Source organism: Mojavia sp. (assembly GCF_059505145.1).
Genome location: NZ_JCACKA010000070.1, coordinates 43454 through 69786, shown reverse-complemented (window position 1 = coordinate 69786; position 26333 = coordinate 43454). Strand labels below are relative to the sequence as shown.

Sequence of the window (26333 nt, the reverse complement as noted above, 5' to 3'; positions counted from 1 at the left end):
GTTCTGAACTCGGTGGTTCTTGTTCTGAACTCGGTGGTTCTTGTTCTGAACTCGGTGGTTCTTGTTCTGAACTCGGAGTTTCGTGTTCTCATCAATGAATGCAATAGATTCATGGGTAAGAACGTACTGTTGGAAGCCGGTAGAGCCGATGCAAATGTCTTATGTTTCCGGTTCTACTCCCAGTGCTTTTAACTGGGCTACCAATTTCTCTGCACGCTGACGTTCTTGTTCTGCGCGCTGGCGTTCTTGTTTTAGCTGTTGTTGAACTGCGTTTTTTTCTTGCCGTTCTTTGATTGCTAGCTCCGATCCCCAGAGTAATAGTTCCCCGCGATCGCCCCACCAACGCAAGCAATAACCTGTGCGATTTTCTCGGCTTCCTTGCCAAACGCCTAAAAACAAGTTCATTTCAGCAATCCAGTAACGTTGATTTGCATCCGGTGATTGCAGTTGATAACGTCCTGAATCATCTCGCTGATAAACTTCTAAAACTCCCTCGTCTGGTTCAAAAATGGCATAGTTTGGCACTTGTAAAACTTGCTCATAATAGAACCATTTACCAGGAGGATAAGTTGGTTTGCTGGAATACTCTCCACCTTCCGTATCCGAGATCAACTCCATGACGATCGCTGGTATATCTCCTTGGAGCCGTGGGGTATAACTCCGCTTCACCTCTGCTCGCGGGACTCGAATTGAGGGCACATATCCCCAATCTGTGGCTTTGACTACGAACTGGCCATTTAAGGTAGCACAGATGCCATAGTGAGTTAGAGTTAAGGCGTTGCTTGGTAACCTCCCAGCCAGTTCTAAGCTTTCTGTGAGAGCCGCAGCTAGGGGCGGCTGATTAATGTTATCCACAGGCTGATCGTCTAAGACAAAATCATCTGGTAACTTTTCCCAGGTAACTTCATAGGTGGCTGCATTGGCGAGCATGGTGAGACTGCCTCGTTAGCGCAATCAATTTTAAATCTATAGTATCGTTACAGTCGTTTGAAATCAGAAAGCGATTGCCCTAAAGGGCACTGCGCTCCGCGCAATCGCGCTAAATACTATCAGTAGTTAACTTCTGTTGACCATATCCAAGCTATATTAATCAAGCAAGTCGCCCACGGTAAAATAAGAGTCTATCTCATAGATAAAGCAGTATGTTAAGACTCCAGCGTTCACAGATGCAGCGCTACGGTATTTCTATGTTGTCAGTTTTACTGGCGCTGCTACTGAGTCTGCTGCTGCAAAAATTCCTGCCCATAAATGTTTCGCCACTTTTTTTTGCTGCTGTAGTCTTCAGTAGTTGGTATGGCGGATTTGTTCCTGGTTTGGTAGCTACAGTCTTAGCAATTTTAGCCAATAATTACTTTTTTACACCGACCTTATACACACTAACACTGAGGAGCGGTTCTGATGTGTTAGAGCTAGTCATATTTAGCTTGATCGCACTATTGATTAGTTCGTTAAATTCAGAACTGCGTACTGCCAAGCACGTATCTGAGGCAAAGCTAACAAAACTACAGGTAAGCTATCGTCGGTTACTAGAGACAGCCAATGAAGGCATTTGGATATTTGACACTAAGGGGCAGACAGAATACGTCAATCAACGTTTAGCCCAAATGCTTGGCTACACCATAGAAGAAATGATTGGTCGCCCAATTTTCGAGTTTATGGAACGTCAGGCTCAAATTGAAATAGACCAATGGTTAAAGCAACCAAGGCAGAGCATTCAAGAGATAAACCAGCAATTTGATTTGCGTTTACGCCACAAAGACGGAAGAGATATTTGGGCAATTGTCTCCACTAGCCCTATTCTCAATAAGCATGGTGAATTTTCTAGTGCGATCGCCATGCTCACCGATATTACTGAACGTCAACAAACCGAAGCAGCCCTGAGAGAAAGTGAGGAGCGGTATCGTTCTTTAGTAGTCGCAACTTCCCAGATGGTGTGGACGGCTGACACTGAGGGACAGGTAATTAATTCACAAGATTGGAGAGTTTATACTGGGCAGAGTCCAGAAGAGGTCAAAGATTGGGGTTGGTTGGCAGCACTGCACCCAGAAGATCGGCAACGAACTGCTCAACTTTGGGCACAAGCTGTTCAGGAAAGAACTATCTACGAGACGGAATATCGGTTACTTGGTGCAGATGGTATCTACCGTTATTTTTCAACTCGCGGCGTACCAGTTGTGACAGCATCCGGTAGTATTCGGGAGTGGATTGGTGTTTGTACTGATATAAGTCACTGCAAGCAAATACAAAACGCACTACGGCAAAAGCAAGAAAGGCTAGATATAGCACAAGCAGCGGCAAAGATTGGCTGTTTTGAGTGGAATATTCAAACTAATGTCAATATTTGGTCAGAGGAATTAGAAGCTCTCTACGGTTTACAACCTGGTGAGTTTGGCGGTAGTTATGAAGACTGGGCAAGATTAGTTCATCCCGATGATTTAGCTAAAGCAGAAGCAGATGTCATTAATTCACTAAAAACAGGTGAATTTTTCACCGACTGGCGGGTAGTTTGGAAGGATGGCAGTGTTCATTGGCTGCACGCCAGAGCAAAAGTATTTTACGATGACGCGGGCAAACCTTTACGCATGGTGGGAATTAATGGCGATATTAGTGAACGCAAGCAAGCAGAAGCCGCCTTGCAACAAAGTGAAGCGATCGCCAAAGCGCGCGCCCAAGAACTGGAAACTTTTATGGAAACAGTTCCCGTCGCTGTCTGGATTGCTCACGATCCGCAGTGCCATCACATGAGCGTCAACCGAACTGCTTATGACTTAATGCGGCTACCTCCGGATTCAGTCTTAACAGCTACTCCTGTTGATGGCCAGTATCCCTTTAAGTTCAAGATCCAAAAAAATGGTCAAGACATTCCACCTCAAGATTTACCGATGCAGCTGGCGGGTAGGACTGGGCAGCCTGTTGAGGCAGAATTTGAATGTGTCTTGAGTGACGAAGATGTGCGCTCAATTTACGGTAAAGCTGTACCCTTGTGGGATGACTCTGGTGCTGTCCGCGGCGTGATTGGGGCATTCCTCGATGTAACAGAACGCAAACAGGTAGAGAATGCACTACGCCAAAGCGAATTAATGTTTCGCACGTTAGCGGATACAATGCCGCAAATATTTTGGGTTACACAACCAGATGGCTATCATGAATATTTCAATAAACGCTGGTACGACTACACGGGAAAAACAGTAGAACAAACAAGCGGCGAAGGATGGCAAAAGATTTTGCATCCCGATGATGTGCAACGCACAATCGAAGTTTGGCAAAATTCTCTGCGTACTGGCAAAACTTATGATAATGAGTACCGTCTTCTGCGTGCTGATGGCGAATACCACTGGCATTTAGGACGAGCATTTCCATTGCGAAATCAAGACGGTCAAATCGTCAAATGGTTTGGTTCTTGCACTGATATTCACGATCAAAAATTGGTGATTGAGGAACGTGCCCAGGCTTTGGTACAGGAACGCGCTGCCCGGATCGAGTTAGAAGAAGCCAGCCGCATGAAAGATGATTTTCTAGCGATTGTCTCCCACGAGTTGCGATCGCCACTCAATCCAATTTTGGGTTGGTCACAACTTCTACTCAGCCGCCAATTGAATGCGGAAAAGACGACTCAGGCGCTAGAAATCATTGAGCGCAATGCAAAATTACAAACACGGTTAATTGACGACTTGCTCGATGTTTCGCGCATTCTCCGCGGCAAACTCAGCCTAAATATCTATGTAGTTGACTTGGTTGTTACTATTGAGGCAGCCTTGGAAACCGTGCGTCTAGCAGCTGAAGCTAAATCAATTCACATTCAGACGCAGCTTGATTCCGCGATCGGTAAGATAGCAGGCGATTCCAACCGCTTGCAGCAAGTAGTTGTAAATCTACTAACAAATGCTGTGAAGTTCACGCCAGTAGGAGGCCAAGTAAAAATTCAACTCCAGCAGGTTGGCTCTAATGCCCAAATTCAAGTCACAGATACAGGTCAAGGAATTAGCCCCGACTTTCTGCCCTACGTATTTGAGCGCTTTCGGCAAGCAGACGATGCTACAACAAGAAAGTTTGGCGGTTTAGGGTTAGGGTTAGCAATTGTCCGTCACATTGTCGAACTCCACAGCGGTTCTGTCCAAGTCGCAAGCCCCGGAGAAGGTTTAGGAGCAACCTTTACAGTAACACTACCTTTGAAAACCGCTGTCTCTTTAAAAAGTGAGGATAAGGGATTGCCGAATGATTCCTCAAATCTTCAGGGTTTGCAGATTGTAGCTGTGGATGATGATGTTGATAGTCTGAATTTATTAAGATTTATTCTTGAGGGGTATGGCGCTAAAGTCACAGCAGTTGCTTCGGCTCGTGAAGCATTGGAAGCGATCGCTAAAACACAACCAGATTTATTAATCAGCGATATCGCCATGCCGGAAATCGACGGTTATACACTCATTCGTCAAGTTAGAGCCTCAGAAGCATCCGGTGATGGAAGGCTACCTGCGATCGCCCTTACTGCATTTGCGGGTGAAACTAACCAGCAAAAAATTATCGCCGCCGGTTTCCAAAAGCATATTACTAAACCTGTCGAGGCAGATAAATTAGCAACGGTGATCGAGCAAGAAGTTAAATATCGAAATCGACTACGGTCATAGAAGTGGGATAAGCAATATCTATTTTGAGAATGTGGCAGAAGGTTGTAGTCTCAACATGATTGACGTTTGCTTGCAACCATCAGTCTTAGCTTAGTTAATAGATTACAGGTTCTCGGTAATTAGCCATTGAGTCATCTTACTGCATTGTCTGTTTATATCTCCCTAAAAAAATAGCTCTCCTTTTTGACTAATGTTATTTTAGTAAGATTTTAGGGAATTTTATAATTACAGCCTATTTAAGGATCAATCAATTATTTGTTCTGAGCACATAGCATTCTTATTTGGTTTATCAATACTGGCTTGTCTTGGCGCTCAAGAGTAATAAAAGTTTGAATGTTCATAAAATAGTTAATTGTATAAAGTTGAGTTGAAGATGACAAAAATATCAGAAGAAGTAAAATCACTTGTCGAAGCAACAATGGAGCAAGCGGAGATTCTTGGGCTGCCAGAAGATGAAAAATTTTATTTATTGGGCAATACACTTTCAAGCAAGGGGGAGTTCAATCTAGCATTAAAAGCTTATGATTCTGCTATTAAAATTAACAGCAAAAAACCTGAGTATTTAAATAATAGAAACTCGGACTTAAAAAGAAAAATTATTTTAATGAATTATCAATTTTTTGAACAAGAAGCATTTTTGGAAGTAATTGGAAAAAAGCCAGAATACCAAGTATTTCTTTTAGAAGGACAGGGATATTCCAATGCCATCGAAAAAATATCTCCAGATGTGCTTAAATTGCAATATGAAATACTTGTAATAAAAAACTATTTAGATATTATTAAAAAGTTTCCTGATTATGGAAAAGCTTATTTATCACTTGCAAGCACTTACATAGAGATAGATGAATTTCAAAAATCAGTTGATAGTTATCAAAACTTTATTCAGGCATATGAAGAAGGTAAGTTTGTTTTTAATTATATAGTTGGCGGCATTGATCAGATGGTAAGTGGCAGTTCGGAATTAGAAACTAACATTTTAACCTCTATTAATTATCTTAATGAAAGCCATAAAAAACAATGTATACAAGCTTTTCATGAAGCATTAGAAAAAACATTTTGGTTCAAGTATGCTAATAATGGTCGAGTATCTGTTAGCAAATTAGAATACTTTGAACCTTGCATGAAGTTTATAAGCATCGAAAATAGTGAGATTAAGATTCCAGATTATTTACCCGACAATATCAAGGAAGAAATAGAATTTAATTGGATACAGGATAAACTAAACAGTTCCGAAGGACAGTTTTGGCAAAAATACAGCCAAGGTGGTTATAACTTAGTAAAAAACCAAGGTGAATTTTCTAACTTTTTAATCTATGTTAATCCTAATAGCGAAACTCTAAAAATTTCTAGCTGGATACCCTGCGACATCAAACGAAAAATAGAATTTAATTGGATACAGGATAAACTAAACAGTTCCGAAGGACAGTTCTGGCAAAAATACAGCCAAGGTGGTTATAACTTAGTAAAAAAACAAAGTGAATTTCAGATTTTTTTAAATTATATTAATTGTAATAATGAAAAATTAGAAATTCCCAACTGGCTTCCTGACAATATCAGGCAAAAAATAGTATCCAATTGGAATAAAGAGAGATTGAATAGCGTCGAAGGGCAATTCTGGCAAGCTTACAGTCAAAGTGGTTACAAGCTGGTCAAAAAACAAGCGCAATTTGAGAAATATTTACATTTGGTTAGGTATGGGACTGGAAAATTTGAAATTCCCGACTGGCTCCCTGATAATTTAAAACAAAAAATTAATTTTCGTCGACAAAAGGAAAAACAACAGAGTAACTTAAAACTGGCACTATGTCTTGTAGGATGTTTTATAGGTTCTATTGCGCTAATACTAATGGTTTTTCGTACAGATAGCGTTTCCCAACCCAGTGAGGTACAGGAAGAAGTAATTAACTAGAGATAAACACGGTTGTAGAGACGCAGCAGTGAGCCTGTCCAGTTAACGGGTTTTCCGCAGGGTACACAAATAAATCCCTACCTTAGTAGACTAGGAAACGCTATAGAGATATTGTTGGTCAAATATTGCTTAACATATCACGAATGTGCAGAGGTGTATAATCACTACCTCAAATCAAGCAGTACGGCTGTTCTACTATAAGCGCAGTAAAGATAGTATTATTAAGGACTGTTTCATGCCGCCTCTCACTATCAGCTTGCCGATATGTCAGATCAAAAGCTAGCCGTATCCTTGAATGGGCATCTTCCGCACTCCAGCCAAAATAGCCAGAATACGATTCGTATTCGAGGTGCCAGGCAGCATAATCTGAAAAATATTGATTTGGAATTGCCACGCGATCGCCTCATTGTCTTTACTGGCGTTTCTGGTTCGGGTAAGTCTTCTTTGGCGTTTGATACTATCTTCGCGGAAGGGCAACGCCGCTATGTGGAATCTCTCAGCGCTTATGCACGGCAATTTTTAGGACAGTTGGATAAGCCTGATGTGGAGGCAATTGAAGGCTTAAGTCCAGCGATTTCGATTGATCAAAAGTCTACCTCTCATAACCCCCGCTCGACTGTGGGCACAGTGACGGAGATTTACGATTATCTGCGGCTGTTGTTTGGACGCGCTGGTGAACCCCATTGTCCGATATGCGATCGCTGTATTTCACCGCAGACAATTGATGAGATGTGCGATCGCATTATGGAATTAAGCGATCGTACCCGCTTTCAAATTTTGGCTCCCGTGGTGCGGGGGAAAAAAGGCACGCACCGCAAACTTTTATCAAGTCTGGCTTCCCAAGGTTTTGTACGTGTACGAGTTAATGGCGAAGTTCGAGAACTGTCTGATTCGATTGAATTAGATAAAAACCTTTCCCATACCATTGAAGTGGTAATTGACCGCCTAGTGAAAAAGGCAGGTATTCAAGAGCGTTTAGTTGATTCTCTTTCTACTTGCCTCAAGCAGTCAGGTGGTATTGCAACTATTGTTATTAGTCACTCGTCAACTGAGGGCGATAATCAAAAAGCAACTGAAAACGAAGAAGAATTAGTATTTTCAGAAAATTTTGCTTGTCCAGAACATGGGGCAGTAATGGAAGAATTATCGCCACGATTATTCTCCTTTAATTCACCTTATGGTGCTTGTTCTAACTGTCATGGCATCGGAAGTTTAAGAAGATTTGCACCAGATTTAGTCGTACCCGATCCGGAAGCGCCAGTATATGCAGCAATTGCGCCTTGGTCAGAAAAAGATAATTCTTACTATTTAGAATTACTTTATAGTTTGGGGCAAGCTTATAGTTTTGAATTACAAACTCATTGGAATAAGTTAACACCAGAACAGCAGCAAATTGTGTTGTTTGGCGAAGATGACAAGCGCACCGCAGAGGCTCAGAGAAAGCAGAGTTTTAAAGGCGTAATTCCCATCCTGCAAAGACAGTATGAGGGTGGTTCGGAGTTAATTAAGCAAAAATTAGAAGATTATTTAATCGATCAACCTTGTGAAGTTTGTGGAGGAAAGCGGTTAAAACCAGAAGCATTAGCAGTACGATTGGGACAGTACAAAATTCTAGATTTAACTGGAGTTTCAATTCGGGATTGTCGCCAAAGGCTAGAGCAATTAAAGTTGAGCGATCGCCAGCTACAAATTGCCGATTTAGTACTCAGAGAAATTAAATCTAGATTGCAGTTTTTGTTAGATGTGGGGTTAGATTACCTCACCCTTGACCGTCCCGCAATGACGCTTTCTGGCGGCGAAGCCCAACGAATTCGGTTAGCAACTCAGATCGGTTCTGGATTAACTGGAGTTCTTTACGTTTTAGATGAACCGAGTATTGGTTTGCATCAACGAGATAATGGCAGGTTGCTCAACACTTTAACTAAATTACGCGATTTGGGTAATACATTAATTGTGGTAGAGCATGATGAAGAAACAATTCGTGCTGCTAACTATATAGTTGATATTGGGCCTGGCGCGGGGATTCATGGCGGAAATATTGTCGCCCAAGGTGATTTAGAGGCGTTGCTAGCAGCAGAACATTCTTTAACAGGCGCGTATTTATCAGGAAGACGCGTCATTACGACACCAAGCGATCGCCGCGAAGGAAATGGGCGCAGTTTGGTAATTCAAAATGCCCATCGCAATAATCTCAAAAATATTGATGTAGAAATCCCTTTGGGTAAACTCGTTGCTGTCACTGGTGTTTCTGGTTCTGGTAAATCTACCTTAATTAACGAATTACTCTATCCAGCATTGCAACACCACCTAACTAAGAGAGTTCCCTTACCTAAAGACTTAGAAGCAATCAAGGGATTAAGCGCTGTTGATAAAGCGATCGTTATCGATCAATCTCCTATTGGTAGAACACCACGTTCTAATCCTGCAACATACACAGGAGTTTTTGATGCAATTCGGGATGTTTTTTCGCAAACAGTAGAAGCCAAAGCTAGAGGTTATAAACCTGGACAATTTTCTTTTAACGTCAAAGGTGGACGTTGTGAAGCTTGCAGCGGACAGGGTGTAAATGTCATTGAAATGAACTTTTTACCCGATGTTTACGTGCAATGTGAAATCTGTAAAGGTGCAAGATACAACCGCGAAACTTTACAGGTGAAGTACAAAGATAAGACAATTTCTGATGTTCTCAACATGACAGTTGAGGAGAGTTTAGACTTTTTCCAAAACATTCCCAAAGCTGTTAATCGGTTACAAACTTTACTTGATGTCGGGTTGGGTTATGTTCAACTAGGTCAACCTGCAACTACCTTATCTGGTGGAGAAGCACAACGGGTAAAATTGGCAACAGAATTATCTCGCCGCGCAACAGGTAAGACTCTTTATTTAATAGATGAACCAACAACAGGATTATCTTTTTATGATGTCCACAAATTGTTAGACGTGTTGCAACGGTTGGTAGATAAAGGCAATTCAATTTTGGTAATTGAACACAATTTAGATGTGATTCGTTGTGCTGATTGGGTAATAGATTTGGGCCCAGACGGTGGCGATAAAGGCGGAGAAATTATTGCTGTAGGCACACCAGAGGAAGTTGCGAAGAATTCCAAGTCTTATACTGCGGAGTATTTGCGGCAAGTTTTGCAACAGTATCCGGTAATGAAGAAGTAGGCTGCGTAATTATACTGTAGCAACCTTTATATAAGTTATTAAAAAATTTATAGATTAAGAATTAAAAAACAGGAGAAGGCTGTTGCCGTAAGTAATTACAGTGAAGCAAGTTTGGACAATTACACGGCTAAGAGCAATAATATGTATAATTTAAATCGCCATTTATAAAAAGCGACACACTTTATGGAATTCGTATGGTCTGATTCTGGTAAGATTAATTATGCTGAACAGGAAATATGGAAAACCCTTAAAAATGCTTTAAGTCAAGATGAAGGGATTTGTTATCACCGCTATCCCATATTTTCAGCAGATAGATCAAGAAGAGAGCCTGATATCCTAATGCTTCATAGAAATTGGGGACTCTACGTTATTGAATCGAAAGGGTGTCGCATCGATAATATTGAAAGAATCAACGGACAAGTATGGGTAATGAAAGACTGGCATTCTAGCCAAGAAACACCCTATACCCAAGCTGAAGATCAGATGTACTCCGTACTTGGCAAGTTTAAGAATGAAAGCTGATTACGCAGAGGTAGACATGATTTAATTCAAGGTCATATTTTTATTGGGTTACCTTTTATATCTAAATCAGAATGGAGAGAAAAAGGTCTTGATCGCTCTCCAGCTTCACCTCTAGCTATTCTTTTCGCAGATGATCTAAGAGAACCTGATGCTTTGAGAAAAAAATTACAAAGTGTACCTGCCGAAGAAAGGCAAGAAGCACTCACAGATGAGCAATGGCAACTTGCAGTAGGTGTTCTTCAAGGCGCTCCTACTCTACGTCGTGAAATTAGACTAGAAGCAACAAAACCTGATTCAAAATCCTCCATGCTTAAGCAAGTGGAGGAACAAATGCAGAGCTTAGATAGAGAGCAACATAAAGTAGCAATTCAAATTCCAAATGGCCCACAAAGAATTAGGGGTTTAGCTGGCTCAGGCAAAACCGTAGTCATGTGTATGAAAGCTGCTTGGATGCATATGAATTATCCGGATTGGGATATTGCCTATACGTTTTACACTAAAAGCCTATATGGACAAATCAAGAGCCTCATAACCCGTTTCTACCGTTGGTGGTCTGTTGGAGATCCCAACTGGAATAAAATTCAAGTGCTGCATGGTTGGGGAGGCAAAGACATTCAAGGAATGTACCGTTTAGTTGCACATTCCATGAAACTTACTGCACGCACATATAGTGAAGCTAAAAACGTTTCTAGCCACAAAGAGTACAGCGAGATTTTGGGAAACTGTTGTAAAGAACTGCGGGAAAGTAATGATGAACTTCCTCTTTTGTTTGATGCAATTCTCATAGATGAAGCTCAAGACTTTAATTTTGAATTTTATAAACTTTGTTATAGCATTTTGAGAGAACCAAAACGGTTAATATGGGCATACGATGAGGTTCAAAGCCTGGAAAGCTTATCTATTCCAACCACTATTGAAATATTCGGTACTTATTCACATGGATCACCTATTGTTGAGCTTGAGGGTAATTATCCAGATAGTGAAATAGAGAAGGACATGATTCTCTATCATTGCTATCGTACTCCTCGGCCTATTTTAGTTACTGCTCATATCTTTGGAATGGGTCTGCTTAGACCCCAAGGGGCTGTTCAGTTTATTCCCACAGCTGGCGGTTGGGAAGATATTGGGTATGAATTAGTTGCGGGTGAATTTAAACCAGGAAATAAAATTACTATTAAAAGACCAGAGAAAAATTCTCCTCATGGTTTAGAAAAACTACAAGGTAGCCAAAACCTAGTTCAATGGCAAGTTTTTATAGATAGAAAAAAAGAATTAGATTGGGTCGCCAAAGAAATCTACAAAAATGTATACGAAGATGAGCTAAAACCAGATGAAATTGTAGTAATATCTTTGGATTGGAAAAAGATGAAAGAAGATTTCATCTACTTACAGGCGCAACTAGGACAATTGGGAATACAATCTGCAAGGGCTGATGAAGCCGTTTTCCGCCAACAGAATAATGTGACTCTAACTGGTATTTTCCGAGCCAAAGGAAATGAGGGTTCTGTTGTCTACGTGATTGGTTTTGAACAGGTAGGTAGCAATCCTAAGTTGATAGTCCAAGAGCGAAATCAAGCTTTTACAGCTATGACACGTGCTCGAGGCTGGTGTGTATTGACGGGAATAGGTGAAAAAGCTCAGGTTTCATTTAAAGAAATTGAAACTATACTTGCTAACTATGAGCAGATAACATTCACAGTTCCTGATCCAAAGACTATTCAGCGTAATCTTGATAATTTAGAATACGAGAGACGCAGAAACAGGCTAAAGAAGGGGCAGGATTTAACTGATAAACTTGCACAAGTAGCAACCGAAATAGATGACCCTGAAATAATGAAAAAAGTTGCTGAGTTAAAGGAACTAATGCAACAAAAGTTGAAAGGTAGTGAACCACAAAGTAAAAATTGATTGTCAAATAAAAAATTCATAAACAATCAATTAATTTTTTATTCAATTTCCATATTTTTGGAAAAAATCGAGTGTCTAATTAAGTAGTCTGAAGTAAGTTTTCGGATATTAAGCTGGTAGTGTTTATCTTCAAAATCTTCAATCATCTTTACCAATAATTCCAGCAGAGCATCTTCTTCAGGCGTGAGATTTGAACGGGAGATTAGTTCTTCAACAACTTCTAAAAATCTCTCGTTTTCCTCTTCTGTCTTGATAATCCGAGGTTGATATTGAGGCAGTAATTGGCTATAAGTTTCTAAATTAAAATTGAGAGTCATTTGTCGTTTGACCTGCATTCTATGCTTTTTAAAGATGCGATCGCTCAATATCCAAAATCTGAAAAAATAAGCTAGAAATTATGAAAATCTAGATAAAATCCGACTTTCCTAATTCCAAATTAGTATTATTTATCTCCACCTTTGTGAGTAAACTGCCGCAAAATCTGCCCTGGTTTCCGATCCCAAGTATCAATATGCTCATATATCAAACCATTTCGATTGAATTTATAGTTTGAATAACCATTAAAAAATAACTTTGCTTTCCAGGGAACGCGTAACTCACCGCGCACTGTCCACTTCGCTAAAATTGTATTCTCGGCTGACTGATAGACTTCATGTAAATCGAAGTAAATTTGGTTAAAAAATAACCGAGCATGAAATCGTAAAGTCCAAAATATAATGCGATAGTTAAATTTATATTTAAATTGATTTACTGGATCTCGAAAGTAGATATCTTGAGTATATATGTCATAAGAAATATCTTTTTCAAAAAGAGTAGGTAAATCATTTTTAAGAGTTTCAATTACTTTTTCTATCTGCATTGATATTCCACACAATTTATTAAAAAATAGTTCTGAAAAAACTTTCCGCCTTCTGCCAAATTGATAAAGGCTTGCTGTTATCCGCACCACCTCTGCTCAAATCTGACAGAGTGGGGAATGATGCAGACTTAGCATAGGGGCCATTCTGCAATACTTTAGCTAGGGCATCATTATTCTCTCGCAAACCTTCATAAAAAAAGAATACCTCCCCATTAATACCTCTTTTGCGGTTGCATTCAATTGCCTGAGCAAGATATTCAGGGCTAATAAAGTAAGAACCAAGCTTCATCAGAATTCCAGGCGCTAGCTTAGACAGTGTTGCATCTGTAAACTGTTCGGTTACTAATCGATTCACAATAGATTGATAACTGAGAAAGTCGCGGCGATAAATCTGGGGGTGAATCATGTCAACAAGTCCCCGATTAAGCCAGGTAGGTGAATCTTGGAGATATTCTTTGAATCCCCAATCATAAATATTAGGAGACATCGACACCAGTAAGTTAGGATTAACCGCTTTCACTTCCTGGTAAAGACGCGCTAAGAAGTTAGTCAGGGTATCAGCACGCCATTGTAGCCATTGCCTGTCTTGAGGATTTTGTGGCGGATGTTGATCAAACTGCTGGTGATAGCGGGCAATAGTTGCCTCATCGTAACCACCTTCGCAGGGGAATGCTGGCAAGCGATCGTCTCCTTGAATGCCATCAACATCATAATTATTTACAACTTCCAGCACCAAATTCAACAAAAATTCCTGCACTTGCAGGTCAAAGGCATTCAGCCACTCAAAGCCATTTTTTTTCAAAAGCTTGCCGCTGCGATCGCGGGCTGCCCACTCCGGTTTTTTCTGCAACAACATCCCGCCATTCAAATTGTAGGAACTTACGAAGCCGTATTCAAACCACGGAATGACTTTTAATCCTACCCGCCGTGCCTCAGAAACTACTTCTGCCAAAGGATTACGTCCTACAAAGTTTGGGTCAATTTCGACACCAAAATTCCGCTGCATCGTTTGACTGGGATACAAAGTTACGCCCTTATTCCAAACCACAGGAAACACTACATTAAATCCTGCCTCGGCAAGAAAATCCATTGCTGAAGCAATGCGTTGCTTTGACCGGAGAACCTTGCTATCCGTAGTGGTTAGCCAAACACCGCGTGTTTCTATTAAGCTCATTTGCGTATCTAAAAACAATGCGTAGACGCGTAGGGCTTGTCCTAAGACATCGCTTTTTTAATGCACGACTAGCTGACTATACCGCGCTTTAACGATCATATAAATCCCATAAGCAACCAAACCCAGCGCTACAATGCCCAACAGCCAAGGGCCGTAAGGTTGTTGTGCCAAACTTTGTAACGCCTCATCTAAACCTCCAGCAGCTTTGGCGTCATATTGAGTTCCTGCTTGAATGAGAAACCAGCCGATAATGCAGAACACTATACCCCTTGCCAGTAAACCAAAGCGGCAAGTGCTTATCACCCACTTACGTTCTGCATCGCTTAACTGAGTTAAATTAAGTTCTCTGCGAAACTTGGCGCTAAAGGCATTATAAAACTGATAAAAGCCCAAACCAATTATCAATGCCCCTACAGTTCCTACTAACCATTGACCAAACGGTTGAGAAAGTAAACGTGCTGTCGAATCTTCGGTGGAATTACTATTACCGCTGTTGCCTGAACCGAGGAGAATTTGTACAGCACTAAAAGCTAAACCTGCGTATATGAAACCATTAATTGCATAACCAATCCGCTGTGCCAAGCCTTTAGCATCTTTGCCTTTATTTTCTGGATCTTTGATTGCCTGCACAAAACGCCAAAGCACGTATCCAATTAAACCAATTGCCACCAGAGCCAGTAACAACTGACCAAATGGTTGTTCTACTAGTGTTTGTAATGCTCCTTGTGTATCAGTCGTTTTACCACCTGTACCAAAAGCCGCCTGTGCTGCTAGTAAACCAACGATACCGTAAACTACTCCCTTAGAAGCATAACCGAATCTTGCTAGCCGTTCAATCCATAATGAAGGGTAATCTATTAGCTGTTGTGCCATAGTATTTGCCTGAAGCGATGATATTTTTTTAGCAATATTTAGCCAAAATCTGCATCTGTCTCAGGGGAAAAATTACAACTACTTAAGAGGGATTTTTGTAGCTCCATGACTACAAAATTATCGCTGTAATCTTTTCTTTTAATAGATGCCAAAGTCATCAATAAAACACATAATTCAAACATCTTTTAGATGATTTGACAGTATTTTATACAGATGGAGTAGCACTAATGATGACTGTAGCAGAATCTTCTTGGACACACGAGTATATCACTACCAATGGGGTGAAACTGCACTATGTCACCCAAGGCGAAGGGCCCTTAATGCTGATGTTACACGGGTTTCCTGAGTTCTGGTATTCTTGGCGGTATCAAATCCCGGAATTTGCTAAATATTTTAAAGTCGTTGCGCTTGATTTACGTGGTTATAACGATAGCGATAAGCCAAAAGATAAATTAGCTTATGTTATGGATGAATTTGTTAAAGATGTGGAAGGTGTAATTAAGGGCTTAGGCTACGAAAAATGTGTTTTGGTTGGACATGATTGGGGAGGTGCGATCGCTTGGAATTTCGCTTACCAACATCCCGATATGCTAGAGCGATTAATTATACTAAACTTACCTCATCCCGCAAAGTTTTCCCAAGGTTTACGCACTCCCCAACAAATATTACGTAGCTCGTATATTTTCTTTTTTCAACTTCCTTGGTTACCTGAATTAACCCTCCAAGCATCAAACTATAAAGCCATTGAAAGAACTCTTAAAGGTATGGCAGTTGACAAAAGTACTTTTTCTCAAGCAGACATTAATGCTTATAAAGATGCTGCGGCCAAGCCTGGTGCCCTCACCGCAATGTTAAATTATTATCGCAACGTTTTTCAGCAGAGAATATTAAAAGAAAATTGGGATATTTTGGAAGTGCCAACTTTGATGATTTGGGCCGAAAAAGATACTGCACTTGGTAAAGAACTTACCTATGGCACAGAAGCTTACGTCAAAGATTTTCAAATTCAATATATTGCTAACTGTAGCCATTGGGTGCAGCAAGAGCAACCAAATTTAGTTAATCAGTATATACGAGATTTTTTATTGCTTTAAATCTCTAGGGATTGCTTGTTTAAAGTGTTACTAGGCTACAGAAAAATTTATATCAATTTTTCATGACAAATTCTGCCTAGTAATGCAATTACTTAATAATATTTAATAGTAATTTAACAGATATAGATTTTGATAATTTATCACGGCTATACAGGTTAAAACCATTATCAATAGCAGATCTGATATTACCATCAATGATATTCAAGATAACTGCCAGCTTGTGCGCCCAATTACCATATTTCAGAAATTTAGTGAGATAATAAAATTGTGAGGAAAAGAACGGATGTAACTTGAGTAAAAGGGGAAAGATTATGAAACTTCAGCTACTAGCGGCTATAGCCTTAGCCACTCCCCTGTTCTTCACTAGCTCAGTCAAAGCTGATAATCCGCAAGACCTACAAAAGCTGTTGGCAACTGGGGAATGTATTGGGTGTAATCTATCAGGAGCCAACCTCAGTAATGCTCATTTAATAGGTGCTGACTTAAGAGGAGCAAATCTCAAAAATGCAAATCTTACCGAAGCTAACCTCGAAGGTGCTGACTTAACTGGTGCTAACTTAGCTGGTGCTAACTTAACTTCAGCTCATATAACTAATGTCAATTTGAAGCAAGCCAATCTCGATAACGCGAATTTAACTCGTGCTAAAATTTACGATTCTAATGTATATCAGGCATCAATGAATAACTTAACTATCACCGATGCGGAGATATTTCATACTGGAATCGGCGTTGGTGGTGAGGATGCAGAAATTCCTGATTGGGACTAGGTTGAACTAAGTAGGCATAAACGCAAGTTGTGGTAAAGAGTTTTGGGATAAGAAAAACCGATTTTCGGTAAGCATTATCCCCAAACTCTCTCACTAACAATATTAGTTTTTCAGCAGGGGGAAGCTTAGGTATTTTTTTGAGCTACCTCTTGAGATATTGTGCAGATTTTTTAAAAGCATCAAAGATTGATGGCTAGGGAATAAATGTCTCTAAATATTCAATACATCATCTCTCATACCCTATCTCTAAATGCGATTTCTGATTGTAATTTTTTAAATAGCCTCATTTGTATTTAGTAGTACTAAAGAAAAAATTCAGTATTCATTTTACTGACAACGGATGTTGCTTGTTTATCTATTAGACAGCAGAATTGAAGCAACTTTGCTTACTTCTCAGTGCCAAACAGACTGAGCTTTCATATCATAAAATAATTTTTCTGTCTAGACCAATCGTACACATAAATACTTTTTTTACGTATTAATATCAATACCAATGGGTTAATTGACGAACACAGCTTAAGATAGCTTTAATATCAGATAAAACCAGGGTTTAGACTTGTATAAATGAGAGGTGAACTGACTTTTGCATGATTTGTACTTCTAATGAGTACGATGATGGGCAACTAGACATGGCATGGGATAATAGCAACCTGAGGATTTCAGTTGATTTAAAAAAACAGAACTCAGAAAGCTGTTTTTCATAGCTCCTGCCTCCTTCTGACTTCTATCCTTCTACTGACTTGCTACCTAGTAGTTGATGAAGTAGTGGTTAAGAGGCAATTATAGTGATAGGACGCTAAAACCCTTTTTTACCCCAAACTCAGTTGTGCTGGTGCTCTCATGCATCGCCTAATCAACAGCCTTGTGGTTGTAATTGTCCAGATTAGAGAAACTCAACTGTCACAATTTATGGAAGCGAAAATGCAAGAACCACAATTCACAGAAACCAAGTCTCCAGAGGCTACAATGGCAGAGATCAACAACCAAACAGGAACCATTACTAAACTCCAGCCTCCCGCGCAGTCTCAAGAGGAATGGCTAAAATACGGCGAGCAAATTTCTGGCTTTTTAGGAACGCTGCCTGAATACCTGGGAAGCTTCTTTAACCAATACAAGCAACCCTTGATTTCCTTAGGTTTAATTGTTGGAGCAATTGTCGCTGTTAAGGTACTCTTGGCGGTATTAGACGCTTTGAACGATATTCCCTTAGTAGCACCTACTTTTGAGTTGATTGGTATTGGTTACTCTGCTTGGTTTGTTTATCGCTATTTACTTAAAGCTTCAACTAGGCAAGAGTTAACTCAAGAAATTACAACACTCAAATCGCAGGTAGTCGGCAAAGAAGTTTCAGAATAGTGCAGTGCTGAGTAAAGTTTTGATATCTAAAATGCTGGCATTGCCCTGCTGGATATAAAAGCTAGTAAAAGTGGTCTAGTAGAATCAAAAACACTAGACCACTTTTACTAGCAAGCGCTCCCAGTCTCACTGAGGCAAGCGTACAATGCTTTTAGATGGAATTTCTTCCAATCGCCCCATTAGCACTAAAGCTTGATGAACCATTGCGGCTACCTCAGCACGGGTAGCTTCTTTATTAGGAGCAAAAATTTTTGGGTCAGGATAGTTGACAACAAGACCATTGACTGTAGCAGAGGCTATCTTAGCAGTGGCATATTTAGGGATATCCTTGGCGTCTTTGTAAATTTTTAAAACTTGATTTGGAAAAGCGGGTGTTTTTAGATTCAAACCACTGGCTAAGGCTACTAAAACTTGCACTCGTAGAATATTTTGTTTTGGTTTAAAGGTTTTGTTAGGATAGCCTTTTAAAAATCCTTTACTGATAGCTTGGTTAATTGCTGGAGTTGCCCAAAATTTTTCTTTTATATCCTTAAGCTTAATCGTCGTAGTCTTGGCTGGCTCTTGATCAAAAGCTTGTTGCAATATAGCAGCAAATTCAGCGCGGTTGACAGGTTGATTTGGTCTAAAGGAATAATCTGGAAAGCCTTTGATAACACCACGAGAAGAAAGAACATTAATATAACGTCGGCCCCAAAAATCAGCAGGCACATCGTTAAATGCAATTGGTGGCGGAATTGTTGACTTTTTCTTCGAGGGTGACACCAAAGAGAATTGTTGTTTAATGGCTTTGGTAGAGGACGGCAAAAGTGCTTGCACTTGTAGGGAATTGTTTGGGGCTGTATTGTTAGGTGGCAACAGTGGGGTACGAGTAACCTTGTCAATGGTTAATGGAGTGCTGCTAGATTCAACAGTAGGCGTAGGTAAAGATAACGGCGAGGTGGAAGCTACATTTGGTTCTACCTCAGGAATTGAGGAGGGAAATCCTTGATTTGGCTGAATACTCGGTGATGTAGACGGAGATGGCGACAGTACCCCGTTTATATTCCAAGTAGAATCTTTACGAGAAAATGACCAGAATAAAATTGTTCCAATGGTTGCGAAAGCAACTAGTACGCCTATAAATTCATCAAAGCCAAGGGCATTTGTTTTGGATGACTCAGGATCAGAAGGAGGCATATTTGTCATCTTAGTTACCCTGCTAGCAGTAAAATTTGCATATACACAAATTCAACCATAGATGATTATTTTATATCACTGCCTATTAGAGATTAAAATTAAGATAAATATGATTTAACGATTAGGTGAGGCAAGAAGAATGGGCATCAGCTAATAGCAAGTAGAAACTTTAAACTGTTTTTTAGATGAAACTTAGATTGATTAGAGATTGGGCTGTGGCTAGCTCAATCAATTCCTGGAATACTGGAATATAATATTTAGCTATAATTAACTATAAAATTGATTTAATAATCCAAAATTTAATACCTCCTTTTATTTCTCAGGGGCTGTTTTGTTGCTTAATAATTAAAATTTTGGGGTAAATGCGGAAAAACCACGCTTATTTCAAATCAAGCAAGCCTTCTTCTTTCAACTTGGGGTTAAAGCGAATTTGTACTTGTAAACCACGGGCTTCTAACACAGCTAAAATTTCTGCTTCCACTCGTCGCGCTACATTTTTTATAATTTTAATTTGAGTTAATTCATCATTAACTGGCTTTTCATAATTAGCTTTTTCTTCAAACGTCATTATAGCTTTAACATTAATGGGATTTGTCCATTTGTCCTTGTTATCTCCATTACCCAATGGTACACTGCCATTTTCAGCAATCCATGCCTGTTCGATGCTTTCTAAGACAGTGCGGTTGGGACGTTCAATAGTTTGAACCTTTAACCAATAGCACCGTTGCGGCTGACGTACTAAATGCTGCTTGATACTGATATAAATATCGCGGGAATAACCTACAAATTGCAGGACTTTTTCTTGATTAAAAATGGCATATACTCCAATTTTGCCTTGAAATTGTTCAGGTAATTGACCATTATCATCAATATAAGGAAAGTATTCCAGCGTTGCTAAAGAAGGAAAATTAGTTTCAGTATTCATAAATTAACTACGCAATTTTCTAGATAGTTTAGGATTTGCTAATCAAACAAATTGATAAAGGTTAATAGCTATCACCTAATTTTTCGGTAAATTGCACACAGGCGACTTGGTTTGAAAATCTTAGCATTAAACATAAAATTTGGCGGGACATTGACAATAACGTAATCATCAGATTCATGGTATTTCTCAAATTCTGCTGGCATACCTTTGGGAGTAGTTAAGCTGTAAGGCACTGGCTGGAAAAGTAATTCTGTAAATTCAAGTTTTTCAGATTGCAACTGGTGACTAATTTGAGCTAAAAAATTTTCATTCGTCAATAATTTAAATAGAGTCTCTTGAGCTTGGGGATCAAGAGTGAAACTGCTATCAAAGTTCTGAACAATTTTAAGAGGCATTTTGGACTTAGTGATTAAAGACTGAGGATAATACAGCGAAGGTGATATTTTGCCAGGCGTCGCCCAACAGACATGAAAAATGCTGGTAAGGCGAGTTGGCGAAAAATCGCTACTTTAGATCAGCTTATGAGATTATGTGACTTCTGCGATCGCCCGTATACTGCCAAGCCTGTTTTTTTAGAACAGGCTTCCTCAAAGCCGAGCTTTGAGGCAACCGCACGGAGTGCGATTAGCAGGGCGCGCGGAAGCGATCGCCCCGACCCTGATCAGGCACAGGATTTTATATTATTTCATTTTTAGGTTGCTACAAATATAGAGAGCAGGGTTCCCAAATAGCCCTGCTCCCGATAGTAAAAAACAGAATTGTCGTCATGCCATAAGCTAATTCTGAGCCTTGAGTGGCTACTACAGTAGTTGCAAAAGTTGTTTAATTTTAGGGTCTTGGCGTTGCTTGAATTTCTCAGGAAAATGGAACTCGATCGCAATTTTGCCGCTTGCCTGTTCTTCTACAGTGGCAACTTCGGCAATAAATCGATTGGATGAGAAGTACTCAGCATCATGATTCAGTAGCAAACCTACAAGTGGTTTAACAGTTCGCATTGTGTGTAAGTCTTGTTGCTCTAGTACTCTGTTAGAAGATGCGGCTTTTGTATCCTCTAATTCCAAACGCAATCCTGTTACCCCTAGTTCTGTTGCGATTCCTGAGAAGAAGTGGCCATCCCAGTAAAGTTGACCCGCAGTTTGTACCTGCTTGCGTACCTTTTTGCGACTAGGTTGTTTGATATCACGTAAAGAGCGAGTCAGACTAGTAGCCAGAAACCCAAAAGAAGCCATTGGCTTGTCTATATATTGCCGCTTTTGGGAATACCATTCCCGCACATCAGAATACAAAACTAGGGTTAAAGCATCAAGTTGGGCGCGATTAGGATTAACAAAATCAACTGCCAAAAGTGTTTGTGTATCACTAGTAGGGGAGACACGCACAATCCGCGCTGTTAGGGAGGCACTAGCAGTAAAATCTCCCATGACCTCAATTTCCACTTCGTCTGCTAAATTGGGCCAAGATTCTAAAGAAATCAATGCCCCAGTTTCTGAGATATTCACCGTTTCGCCCATGATTACTTGGTCGTTACTAGAAATAATCACAGTTAGACATCGCTGTAAACGGTGGGCAGAACGCACCTGCGGTTGTTCAAAGCCAACCAACAAAGCAGCTATCAGTAAAGTTAGGTTAAAAATCGACCACAAGGTGTTGACTAAAACAGCTTGCCAATCTTCAGGGCGTAGTAACAACCAATAGGGGACAGCCAGCAAAGAGGCTATTACTACTCCCACAACCAATAACAGACCACGCATCGACTCCCAATCAAATATGCGTTCGGTAACAGACACCCCTTTATCAGTGACGTTAAATGAACCCAACTTGGGGTTAATCAGCGCTAACAAAGTGACCCAGCCAGCCTGGAAAGCCATTGCAAATTCAAAAATTTCATTCCAGAAGGAGAATCGGACGTGTTTGTAGATGATGTAATTAGTTAAGAGCGAGAGAATTATATGTGGTACAGCATAGGCTAAAGTTTCTAGACCCAAACCTTGAACGGAGTTAATCCCAAATAATAAAAATAGTGTGGGTGCGATCGCATATATTAATCGGGGATATCCATATAAAAAGTGTGAAGTGGCGCTTAAATAACAAATTCGCTGTGCAAATGTCAGCTTTAGCTTCCGGTTAAACATGGGGTTTTCCAGTCGCAGTATCTGCGCCATCCCCCTGGCCCAGCGTACTTGTTGACCCACGTAGGAAGAAAACGTTTCTGGTGCTAAACCAGCCACCATAATTTTGTCGTAGTATACAGACTTGTAACCTTTAGAATGCAACCGCAAGGCAGTATGACAGTCTTCTGTAACCGTTTCTACGGCAATCCCCCCAACTTCTAAAGCATGGGATTTACGGATTAAGGCAGCAGAACCGCAGAAAAAGGCAGCATTCCAAAAATCATTGCCTTTTTGCAGAACTTTATAAAAAAGTTCATTGCCCACAGGAATTCTACCGTTAGTAACTAAATTACGCTCGAAAGGGTCGGGGTTATAGAACCAGTGGGGAGTTTGGACAAATGACACTTTTGGATCGAAAAAAAACCCTACTGTATGCAAAAGAAATTGGCGCGATGGGATGTGATCGCAGTCCAAAATCATTACTAAGTCGCCGTCGGTTTTGCGAAAGGCAGTGTTGATATTCCCAGCTTTGGCATGGTCGTTATTGCCTCGCGTCATGTGTATGCAGCCGAGTTCTTGGCACATTTGCCGTATTTGTTCCCGTCTGGCGCTGAACTTTTCTCGGCGCGGATCGTTATCTTGATAGCGTTCTGGGCGACCATCATCGAGGATATAAACCTTCTTTTTACCAAGGGCATAGTCGCAAGCCAAGGCCGCTATTGCGGTCTTGCGGACAATCTCAACATCTTCGTTGTAAGTTGGGATGTAAATATCAACTTTGAACCATTCTTCTTCTGCAATCGTAGAAAGATTAACTGGCTGACGTTCCTTAATTTTAAGAGTTTGAAAGTATGCCAACATCAAGGTGATGATCGCATATAGTTCTGCTGCAAATAACAGCACACAAGCAATACTGTTGACCCAACCATCAAAATTGAGAGTGTAGCTGGTGCGGTAGTATAAATAACGCAGCGTTGTTACCAGACTCAACCACACCATAAATAGGTGGTAATAATGGCTGATTTCCAAAGAAGATTCTTGATTCTCAGTTTGTAAAATTAGCTGGCCAAGTACTACTAAAAAGACAGCGACAGTACCCTGCTGCCATACTTCTACCGGAGTAATAATTAGTGGCACTGAAAGTAAAAATAGCAGTAAGATAAGCCACTTTAACTGTTTTATGCCGACTTTTTCTAAAGTACGCTCAAAGAAGCTAGGGGTAAAGTTAAGCAGCCAATTGCTCAGTTTGCGACGCTGACGATCGCTTTGTTTACGAGGTGGTCTGTATGAGGAAGAAGACATTTTAGCTCTAAAATTTTAATTTTGGATTTGTGTTTTTAAAATCTAAAATTTGTCAATTATTGTTTTGGTGGTATTTTATTGCTATTGCAATTTTTTTAGGGTGGGCGCTACCCACCCTACGGTTGTTGAGGATGGTGCAAAATATCAAAGACAAGGAATAATTTTTAGATGTATTTATTTCTTGCCAGTATTAGTGAGGCGTTGGAGATAAAGCTGAGAAATGCCATAAAGCAGAAGAGATAAACTCACAATTCCTACAGGTAGTAATAGCCAGTTTTCTTGTAAAAAGCGTGACGCCTTACTTAACAGGGTTGTATTTTCTAGGCGATGAACAGAAGGCGCACTCTGAAAAAAATCCAGTTGATAAGCATCGGGATCGTAGGGAGTGGGGTTTTTCTGGTCGCTACTAATCAGCACCGTATCTTTTTTGAGTTGGAAGAACCACGGATCTTGAGTGAGGACTTGCCGTACTCGTTCTAAACCAGTTTCCGACTGCGCTGTCAAAGCTAGAATCACGCGATCGCCCCTCCAAGGCGAAATAATTTGCTTAATCATGCCTTGAGCATCCTGCGGGGTTTGAATCGTTGCTTGGGCTGATAAGCGAGAAAATGCCAGACTCAAGTTCAAGCCACTAGACTGAAATACGTCGGGGATGGGAAACTTGTCTCGCGTCCCAATTCCTACTAAATGGTTATTATTACGGACTCTTTCAGGTAACGTATCCGGCGTGTAAACATCTAGTTTGACGGAATCTGCTTGGCTAAGTCGTCCTAAGCGTTCGCTAAAGGCCAACACAGTTAACACATCTGTAGCTGAGGGGATTTGTGGTACTACAATCGCCGTTTTGGACAAATCCTGAGGTGCAGTCAACGGAAAACCAAATTTCAACAGGTTCAAGTCTGGGATATCAGCCGAGATTTCTCGTTTCAAATCGAAGCTAGTGTCAGAATGTACCGTACCTGTAAGTTGTTGATCGGGTGGCTGAAGACAGTTTTGTTTGTCAAACGGTTCCCTAGCATTCATCCGAAAAAACACTTGCAATTTAGAATTAGGCTTAATCAAGTTTTCCGGCAAATTTACTTTCAGGTTTTTGCGAGTTGCTCCTGATTCTGAATCGAGACGTGCCCCACCGATAAACACTCCATCAAGTAATACTTCTACAGCAGAGGTTCTAGGATTAATCTGCGACCCATAGCTGTAAACTAAGTTCATTGAACTACCTCTGACAAACCTGTCATCAGGCAAGGCGCGGAAATCAATATCAATAGGCGGCGCTGCTGCACCACGTACAGTCACATCAGCAAAAGGCTCGCCGCTGACTTGAGTTTTAATATCGCTCAGTTTAAAGGAGTTGATTTCTGGTAAATAACGCGGCCATTGGCGCGGCGCAGGTGTTATCGCCTCTTGTAGTTTCTCAACTAAAATTAGCTGACCTGTACCCATTTTCCGCACATCAGGTTGTGTCAAAAACTGTACAGCCTTAGCTACCGCTTTGCTGCTATTGCCAGTCGCAATTAAAACCGGAACATTACTCTTTTCAACTCGGGTGACGATTAGTACCCCTGTGTCCTCAGGTATAGGGCTATTATCGCGATCAAGAATTTGCGAACTGATGACTTTGATAGGCAAATTCTTCAAAGTAGCTAGGGACGGTTGTTCGCTAGGAGTACCAATGATCGCCAACCGTTGATTCGGCTTGACATCGGGCACATCAGAAACCAAGCTCGTCTCTATTGGGCGAAAATCTGCTATCCTACCTAACGCCGCTTGTAAGCGAGCTGCTGTAGTTAGCCAAGATGGGCTGACTTGGTTAGGTTGCAAATAAACAATTTGGTTAGTATCTAAGCCAAGTTCATCAAAGAACGGATAGGGATAACGACTAAAGTTGAGGGGAATTGGCTGTTGTTGGAAGTTAAAAATTAATTTAGAATCTGGCAGAATTTCTGTCCACAAATCTGGGCTATTTGGATCACTACATTCCAAAGAGTTGTTCTGCTGCGCCACGATTGTTAATTCGTTATAGTCCTGAAGTAAGTTCGGTGGTATATTCAACAGCACTTGCCCGATTTGGGATTGTTTACGGTTAAGTGGCACACTGCCTACACTAGTACCGTTGACTAGCACTGTCAGGTTAGAGCGATTAGCATAGAGTGCTGGCGATTGTTGAAAGCGAATTAAGGCTTTAACCCTACCCTTATTCAGTTTCCAGCTACGGGGACGGGTAAAGGCAAGGCGAGCTTCTGAATAACCCCCCCGCAAGCGCATACGATTACCTACAATCGGACTGCGATTAAATTCTAGATTGTAAGTTGTTAAATTCTTCGCATCAGCGGTTTCTTTTGTGGTTGTTGCTGAATTTTGTGGACTCTCAGGTGTAGTTGCTTGTGCCAATAAAATAACAGGCTGTTCCTTCGGGTTGGCTGGACTCTGAGCTTGAGCGCTGAATAATGAACAGGGAAAGAGTAAAAAGGAGGTAGTAACAATAAGTACTTTGGTATTGGTTGAAAAACCGTGAAACAACTGCTTCATAGTACAACTTGATTATTATGATTTTTGGTTTTAAT

19 protein-coding genes are annotated in these 26333 nt (G+C 40.5%); 9 read left to right on the top strand and 10 right to left on the bottom strand.

Going from position 1 to position 26333, the window contains the following annotated elements; all coding sequences use genetic code 11:
• Positions 1 to 159: 159 nt before the first annotated feature.
• Positions 160 to 930 (bottom strand): Uma2 family endonuclease, encoded by a 771-nt coding sequence (locus AC5JL8_RS17360; protein WP_495880938.1) that lies wholly within the window; start codon positions 928 to 930, stop codon positions 160 to 162.
• A 212-nt stretch (positions 931 to 1142) separates the two neighbouring features.
• On the opposite strand from AC5JL8_RS17360, the gene AC5JL8_RS17355 reads away from it, so the two are divergent.
• The 5 genes from AC5JL8_RS17355 (at position 1143) to AC5JL8_RS17335 (ending at position 12132) form a co-directional block, all read left to right on the top strand.
• The gene (locus AC5JL8_RS17355) at positions 1143 to 4625 is read left to right on the top strand and encodes a PAS domain S-box protein (protein WP_495880937.1); all 3483 of its coding nucleotides are present in this window, start codon (positions 1143 to 1145) and stop codon (positions 4623 to 4625) included.
• Between the two features lie 373 nt (positions 4626 to 4998).
• A complete protein-coding gene (locus AC5JL8_RS17350; protein WP_495880936.1) occupies positions 4999 to 6534 on the top strand; it encodes a tetratricopeptide repeat protein in 1536 nt (511 codons plus the stop codon).
• 264 nt (positions 6535 to 6798) lie between these two features.
• On the top strand, positions 6799 to 9702 hold the full coding sequence (uvrA, locus tag AC5JL8_RS17345) for an excinuclease ABC subunit UvrA (RefSeq protein WP_495880935.1): 2904 nt from the start codon (positions 6799 to 6801) through the stop codon (positions 9700 to 9702).
• Between the two features lie 183 nt (positions 9703 to 9885).
• The gene (locus AC5JL8_RS17340) at positions 9886 to 10224 is read left to right on the top strand and encodes a nuclease-related domain-containing protein (protein ID WP_495880934.1); all 339 of its coding nucleotides are present in this window, start codon (positions 9886 to 9888) and stop codon (positions 10222 to 10224) included.
• 153 nt (positions 10225 to 10377) lie between these two features.
• The gene (locus AC5JL8_RS17335) at positions 10378 to 12132 is read left to right on the top strand and encodes a DEAD/DEAH box helicase (protein ID WP_495880933.1); all 1755 of its coding nucleotides are present in this window, start codon (positions 10378 to 10380) and stop codon (positions 12130 to 12132) included.
• A 38-nt stretch (positions 12133 to 12170) separates the two neighbouring features.
• On the opposite strand, the gene AC5JL8_RS17330 is transcribed toward AC5JL8_RS17335, so the two are convergent.
• From AC5JL8_RS17330 to AC5JL8_RS17315, 4 genes are all read right to left on the bottom strand, one after another.
• Positions 12171 to 12449 (bottom strand): transcriptional regulator, encoded by a 279-nt coding sequence (locus AC5JL8_RS17330; RefSeq protein WP_495880932.1) that lies wholly within the window; start codon positions 12447 to 12449, stop codon positions 12171 to 12173.
• Positions 12450 to 12574: 125 nt separating this feature from the next.
• Entirely contained in the window at positions 12575 to 12991 is a 417-nt protein-coding gene (locus tag AC5JL8_RS17325) for a C6orf136 family protein (RefSeq protein WP_495880931.1), read from the bottom strand.
• A gap of 19 nt (positions 12992 to 13010) precedes the next feature.
• Positions 13011 to 14165, bottom strand: coding sequence for a glycoside hydrolase family 10-like protein (locus AC5JL8_RS17320; RefSeq protein ID WP_495880930.1), 1155 nt, complete (start codon positions 14163 to 14165; stop codon positions 13011 to 13013).
• A gap of 57 nt (positions 14166 to 14222) precedes the next feature.
• Positions 14223 to 15038, bottom strand: a complete 816-nt coding sequence (locus AC5JL8_RS17315) for a DUF1206 domain-containing protein (protein WP_495880929.1) — start codon at positions 15036 to 15038, stop codon at positions 14223 to 14225.
• A 230-nt stretch (positions 15039 to 15268) separates the two neighbouring features.
• On the opposite strand from AC5JL8_RS17315, the gene AC5JL8_RS17310 reads away from it, so the two are divergent.
• The 3 genes from AC5JL8_RS17310 (at position 15269) to AC5JL8_RS17300 (ending at position 18255) form a co-directional block, all read left to right on the top strand.
• Positions 15269 to 16132: an alpha/beta fold hydrolase gene (locus tag AC5JL8_RS17310; RefSeq protein WP_495880966.1), complete on the top strand. Its 864-nt coding sequence runs from the start codon at positions 15269 to 15271 to the stop codon at positions 16130 to 16132.
• A gap of 311 nt (positions 16133 to 16443) precedes the next feature.
• A complete protein-coding gene (locus AC5JL8_RS17305; RefSeq protein WP_495880928.1) occupies positions 16444 to 16899 on the top strand; it encodes a pentapeptide repeat-containing protein in 456 nt (151 codons plus the stop codon).
• A 921-nt stretch (positions 16900 to 17820) separates the two neighbouring features.
• A complete protein-coding gene (locus AC5JL8_RS17300; protein WP_495880965.1) occupies positions 17821 to 18255 on the top strand; it encodes a CAAD domain-containing protein in 435 nt (144 codons plus the stop codon).
• A gap of 126 nt (positions 18256 to 18381) precedes the next feature.
• On the opposite strand, the gene AC5JL8_RS17295 is transcribed toward AC5JL8_RS17300, so the two are convergent.
• From AC5JL8_RS17295 to AC5JL8_RS17285, 3 genes are all read right to left on the bottom strand, one after another.
• Positions 18382 to 19440 (bottom strand): S-layer homology domain-containing protein, encoded by a 1059-nt coding sequence (locus tag AC5JL8_RS17295; protein ID WP_495880927.1) that lies wholly within the window; start codon positions 19438 to 19440, stop codon positions 18382 to 18384.
• A 370-nt stretch (positions 19441 to 19810) separates the two neighbouring features.
• Positions 19811 to 20356 (bottom strand): GIY-YIG nuclease family protein, encoded by a 546-nt coding sequence (locus tag AC5JL8_RS17290; RefSeq protein WP_495880926.1) that lies wholly within the window; start codon positions 20354 to 20356, stop codon positions 19811 to 19813.
• A gap of 71 nt (positions 20357 to 20427) precedes the next feature.
• The gene (locus AC5JL8_RS17285; RefSeq protein ID WP_495880925.1) at positions 20428 to 20751 is read right to left on the bottom strand and encodes a hypothetical protein; all 324 of its coding nucleotides are present in this window, start codon (positions 20749 to 20751) and stop codon (positions 20428 to 20430) included.
• Positions 20752 to 20823: 72 nt separating this feature from the next.
• Here AC5JL8_RS17285 and AC5JL8_RS17280 point away from each other — a divergent pair, with 72 nt between their 5' ends.
• The gene (locus AC5JL8_RS17280; RefSeq protein ID WP_495880924.1) at positions 20824 to 21051 is read left to right on the top strand and encodes a hypothetical protein; all 228 of its coding nucleotides are present in this window, start codon (positions 20824 to 20826) and stop codon (positions 21049 to 21051) included.
• A 105-nt stretch (positions 21052 to 21156) separates the two neighbouring features.
• Here the strand turns inward: AC5JL8_RS17280 and bcsA are convergent, their stop codons facing one another.
• Positions 21157 to 23769, bottom strand: coding sequence for a UDP-forming cellulose synthase catalytic subunit (gene bcsA / locus AC5JL8_RS17275; protein WP_495880923.1), 2613 nt, complete (start codon positions 23767 to 23769; stop codon positions 21157 to 21159).
• A 174-nt stretch (positions 23770 to 23943) separates the two neighbouring features.
• Positions 23944 to 26298, bottom strand: coding sequence for a cellulose biosynthesis cyclic di-GMP-binding regulatory protein BcsB (locus AC5JL8_RS17270; RefSeq protein ID WP_495880922.1), 2355 nt, complete (start codon positions 26296 to 26298; stop codon positions 23944 to 23946).
• Positions 26299 to 26333 lie beyond the last annotated feature (35 nt).

Bases quoted from the DNA above. Each gene is read 5' to 3' on its own strand.
- AC5JL8_RS17300 (WP_495880965.1), top strand. From the start codon at position 17,821: ATGCAAGAACCACAATTCACAGAAACCAAGTCTCCAGAGGCTACAATG.
- AC5JL8_RS17285 (WP_495880925.1), bottom strand. From the start codon at position 20,751: ATGCCTCTTAAAATTGTTCAGAACTTTGATAGCAGTTTCACTCTTGAT.
- uvrA (WP_495880935.1), top strand. From the start codon at position 6,799: ATGTCAGATCAAAAGCTAGCCGTATCCTTGAATGGGCATCTTCCGCAC.
- AC5JL8_RS17325 (WP_495880931.1), bottom strand. From the start codon at position 12,991: ATGCAGATAGAAAAAGTAATTGAAACTCTTAAAAATGATTTACCTACT.
- AC5JL8_RS17295 (WP_495880927.1), bottom strand. From the start codon at position 19,440: ATGACAAATATGCCTCCTTCTGATCCTGAGTCATCCAAAACAAATGCC.
- AC5JL8_RS17305 (WP_495880928.1), top strand. From the start codon at position 16,444: ATGAAACTTCAGCTACTAGCGGCTATAGCCTTAGCCACTCCCCTGTTC.
- bcsA (WP_495880923.1), bottom strand. From the start codon at position 23,769: ATGTCTTCTTCCTCATACAGACCACCTCGTAAACAAAGCGATCGTCAG.
- AC5JL8_RS17270 (WP_495880922.1), bottom strand. From the start codon at position 26,298: ATGAAGCAGTTGTTTCACGGTTTTTCAACCAATACCAAAGTACTTATT.
- AC5JL8_RS17330 (WP_495880932.1), bottom strand. From the start codon at position 12,449: ATGACTCTCAATTTTAATTTAGAAACTTATAGCCAATTACTGCCTCAA.
- AC5JL8_RS17320 (WP_495880930.1), bottom strand. From the start codon at position 14,165: ATGAGCTTAATAGAAACACGCGGTGTTTGGCTAACCACTACGGATAGC.
- AC5JL8_RS17340 (WP_495880934.1), top strand. From the start codon at position 9,886: ATGGAATTCGTATGGTCTGATTCTGGTAAGATTAATTATGCTGAACAG.
- AC5JL8_RS17290 (WP_495880926.1), bottom strand. From the start codon at position 20,356: ATGAATACTGAAACTAATTTTCCTTCTTTAGCAACGCTGGAATACTTT.
- AC5JL8_RS17360 (WP_495880938.1), bottom strand. From the start codon at position 930: ATGCTCGCCAATGCAGCCACCTATGAAGTTACCTGGGAAAAGTTACCA.
- AC5JL8_RS17315 (WP_495880929.1), bottom strand. From the start codon at position 15,038: ATGGCACAACAGCTAATAGATTACCCTTCATTATGGATTGAACGGCTA.
- AC5JL8_RS17350 (WP_495880936.1), top strand. From the start codon at position 4,999: ATGACAAAAATATCAGAAGAAGTAAAATCACTTGTCGAAGCAACAATG.
- AC5JL8_RS17280 (WP_495880924.1), top strand. From the start codon at position 20,824: ATGAAAAATGCTGGTAAGGCGAGTTGGCGAAAAATCGCTACTTTAGAT.
- AC5JL8_RS17310 (WP_495880966.1), top strand. From the start codon at position 15,269: ATGACTGTAGCAGAATCTTCTTGGACACACGAGTATATCACTACCAAT.
- AC5JL8_RS17355 (WP_495880937.1), top strand. From the start codon at position 1,143: ATGTTAAGACTCCAGCGTTCACAGATGCAGCGCTACGGTATTTCTATG.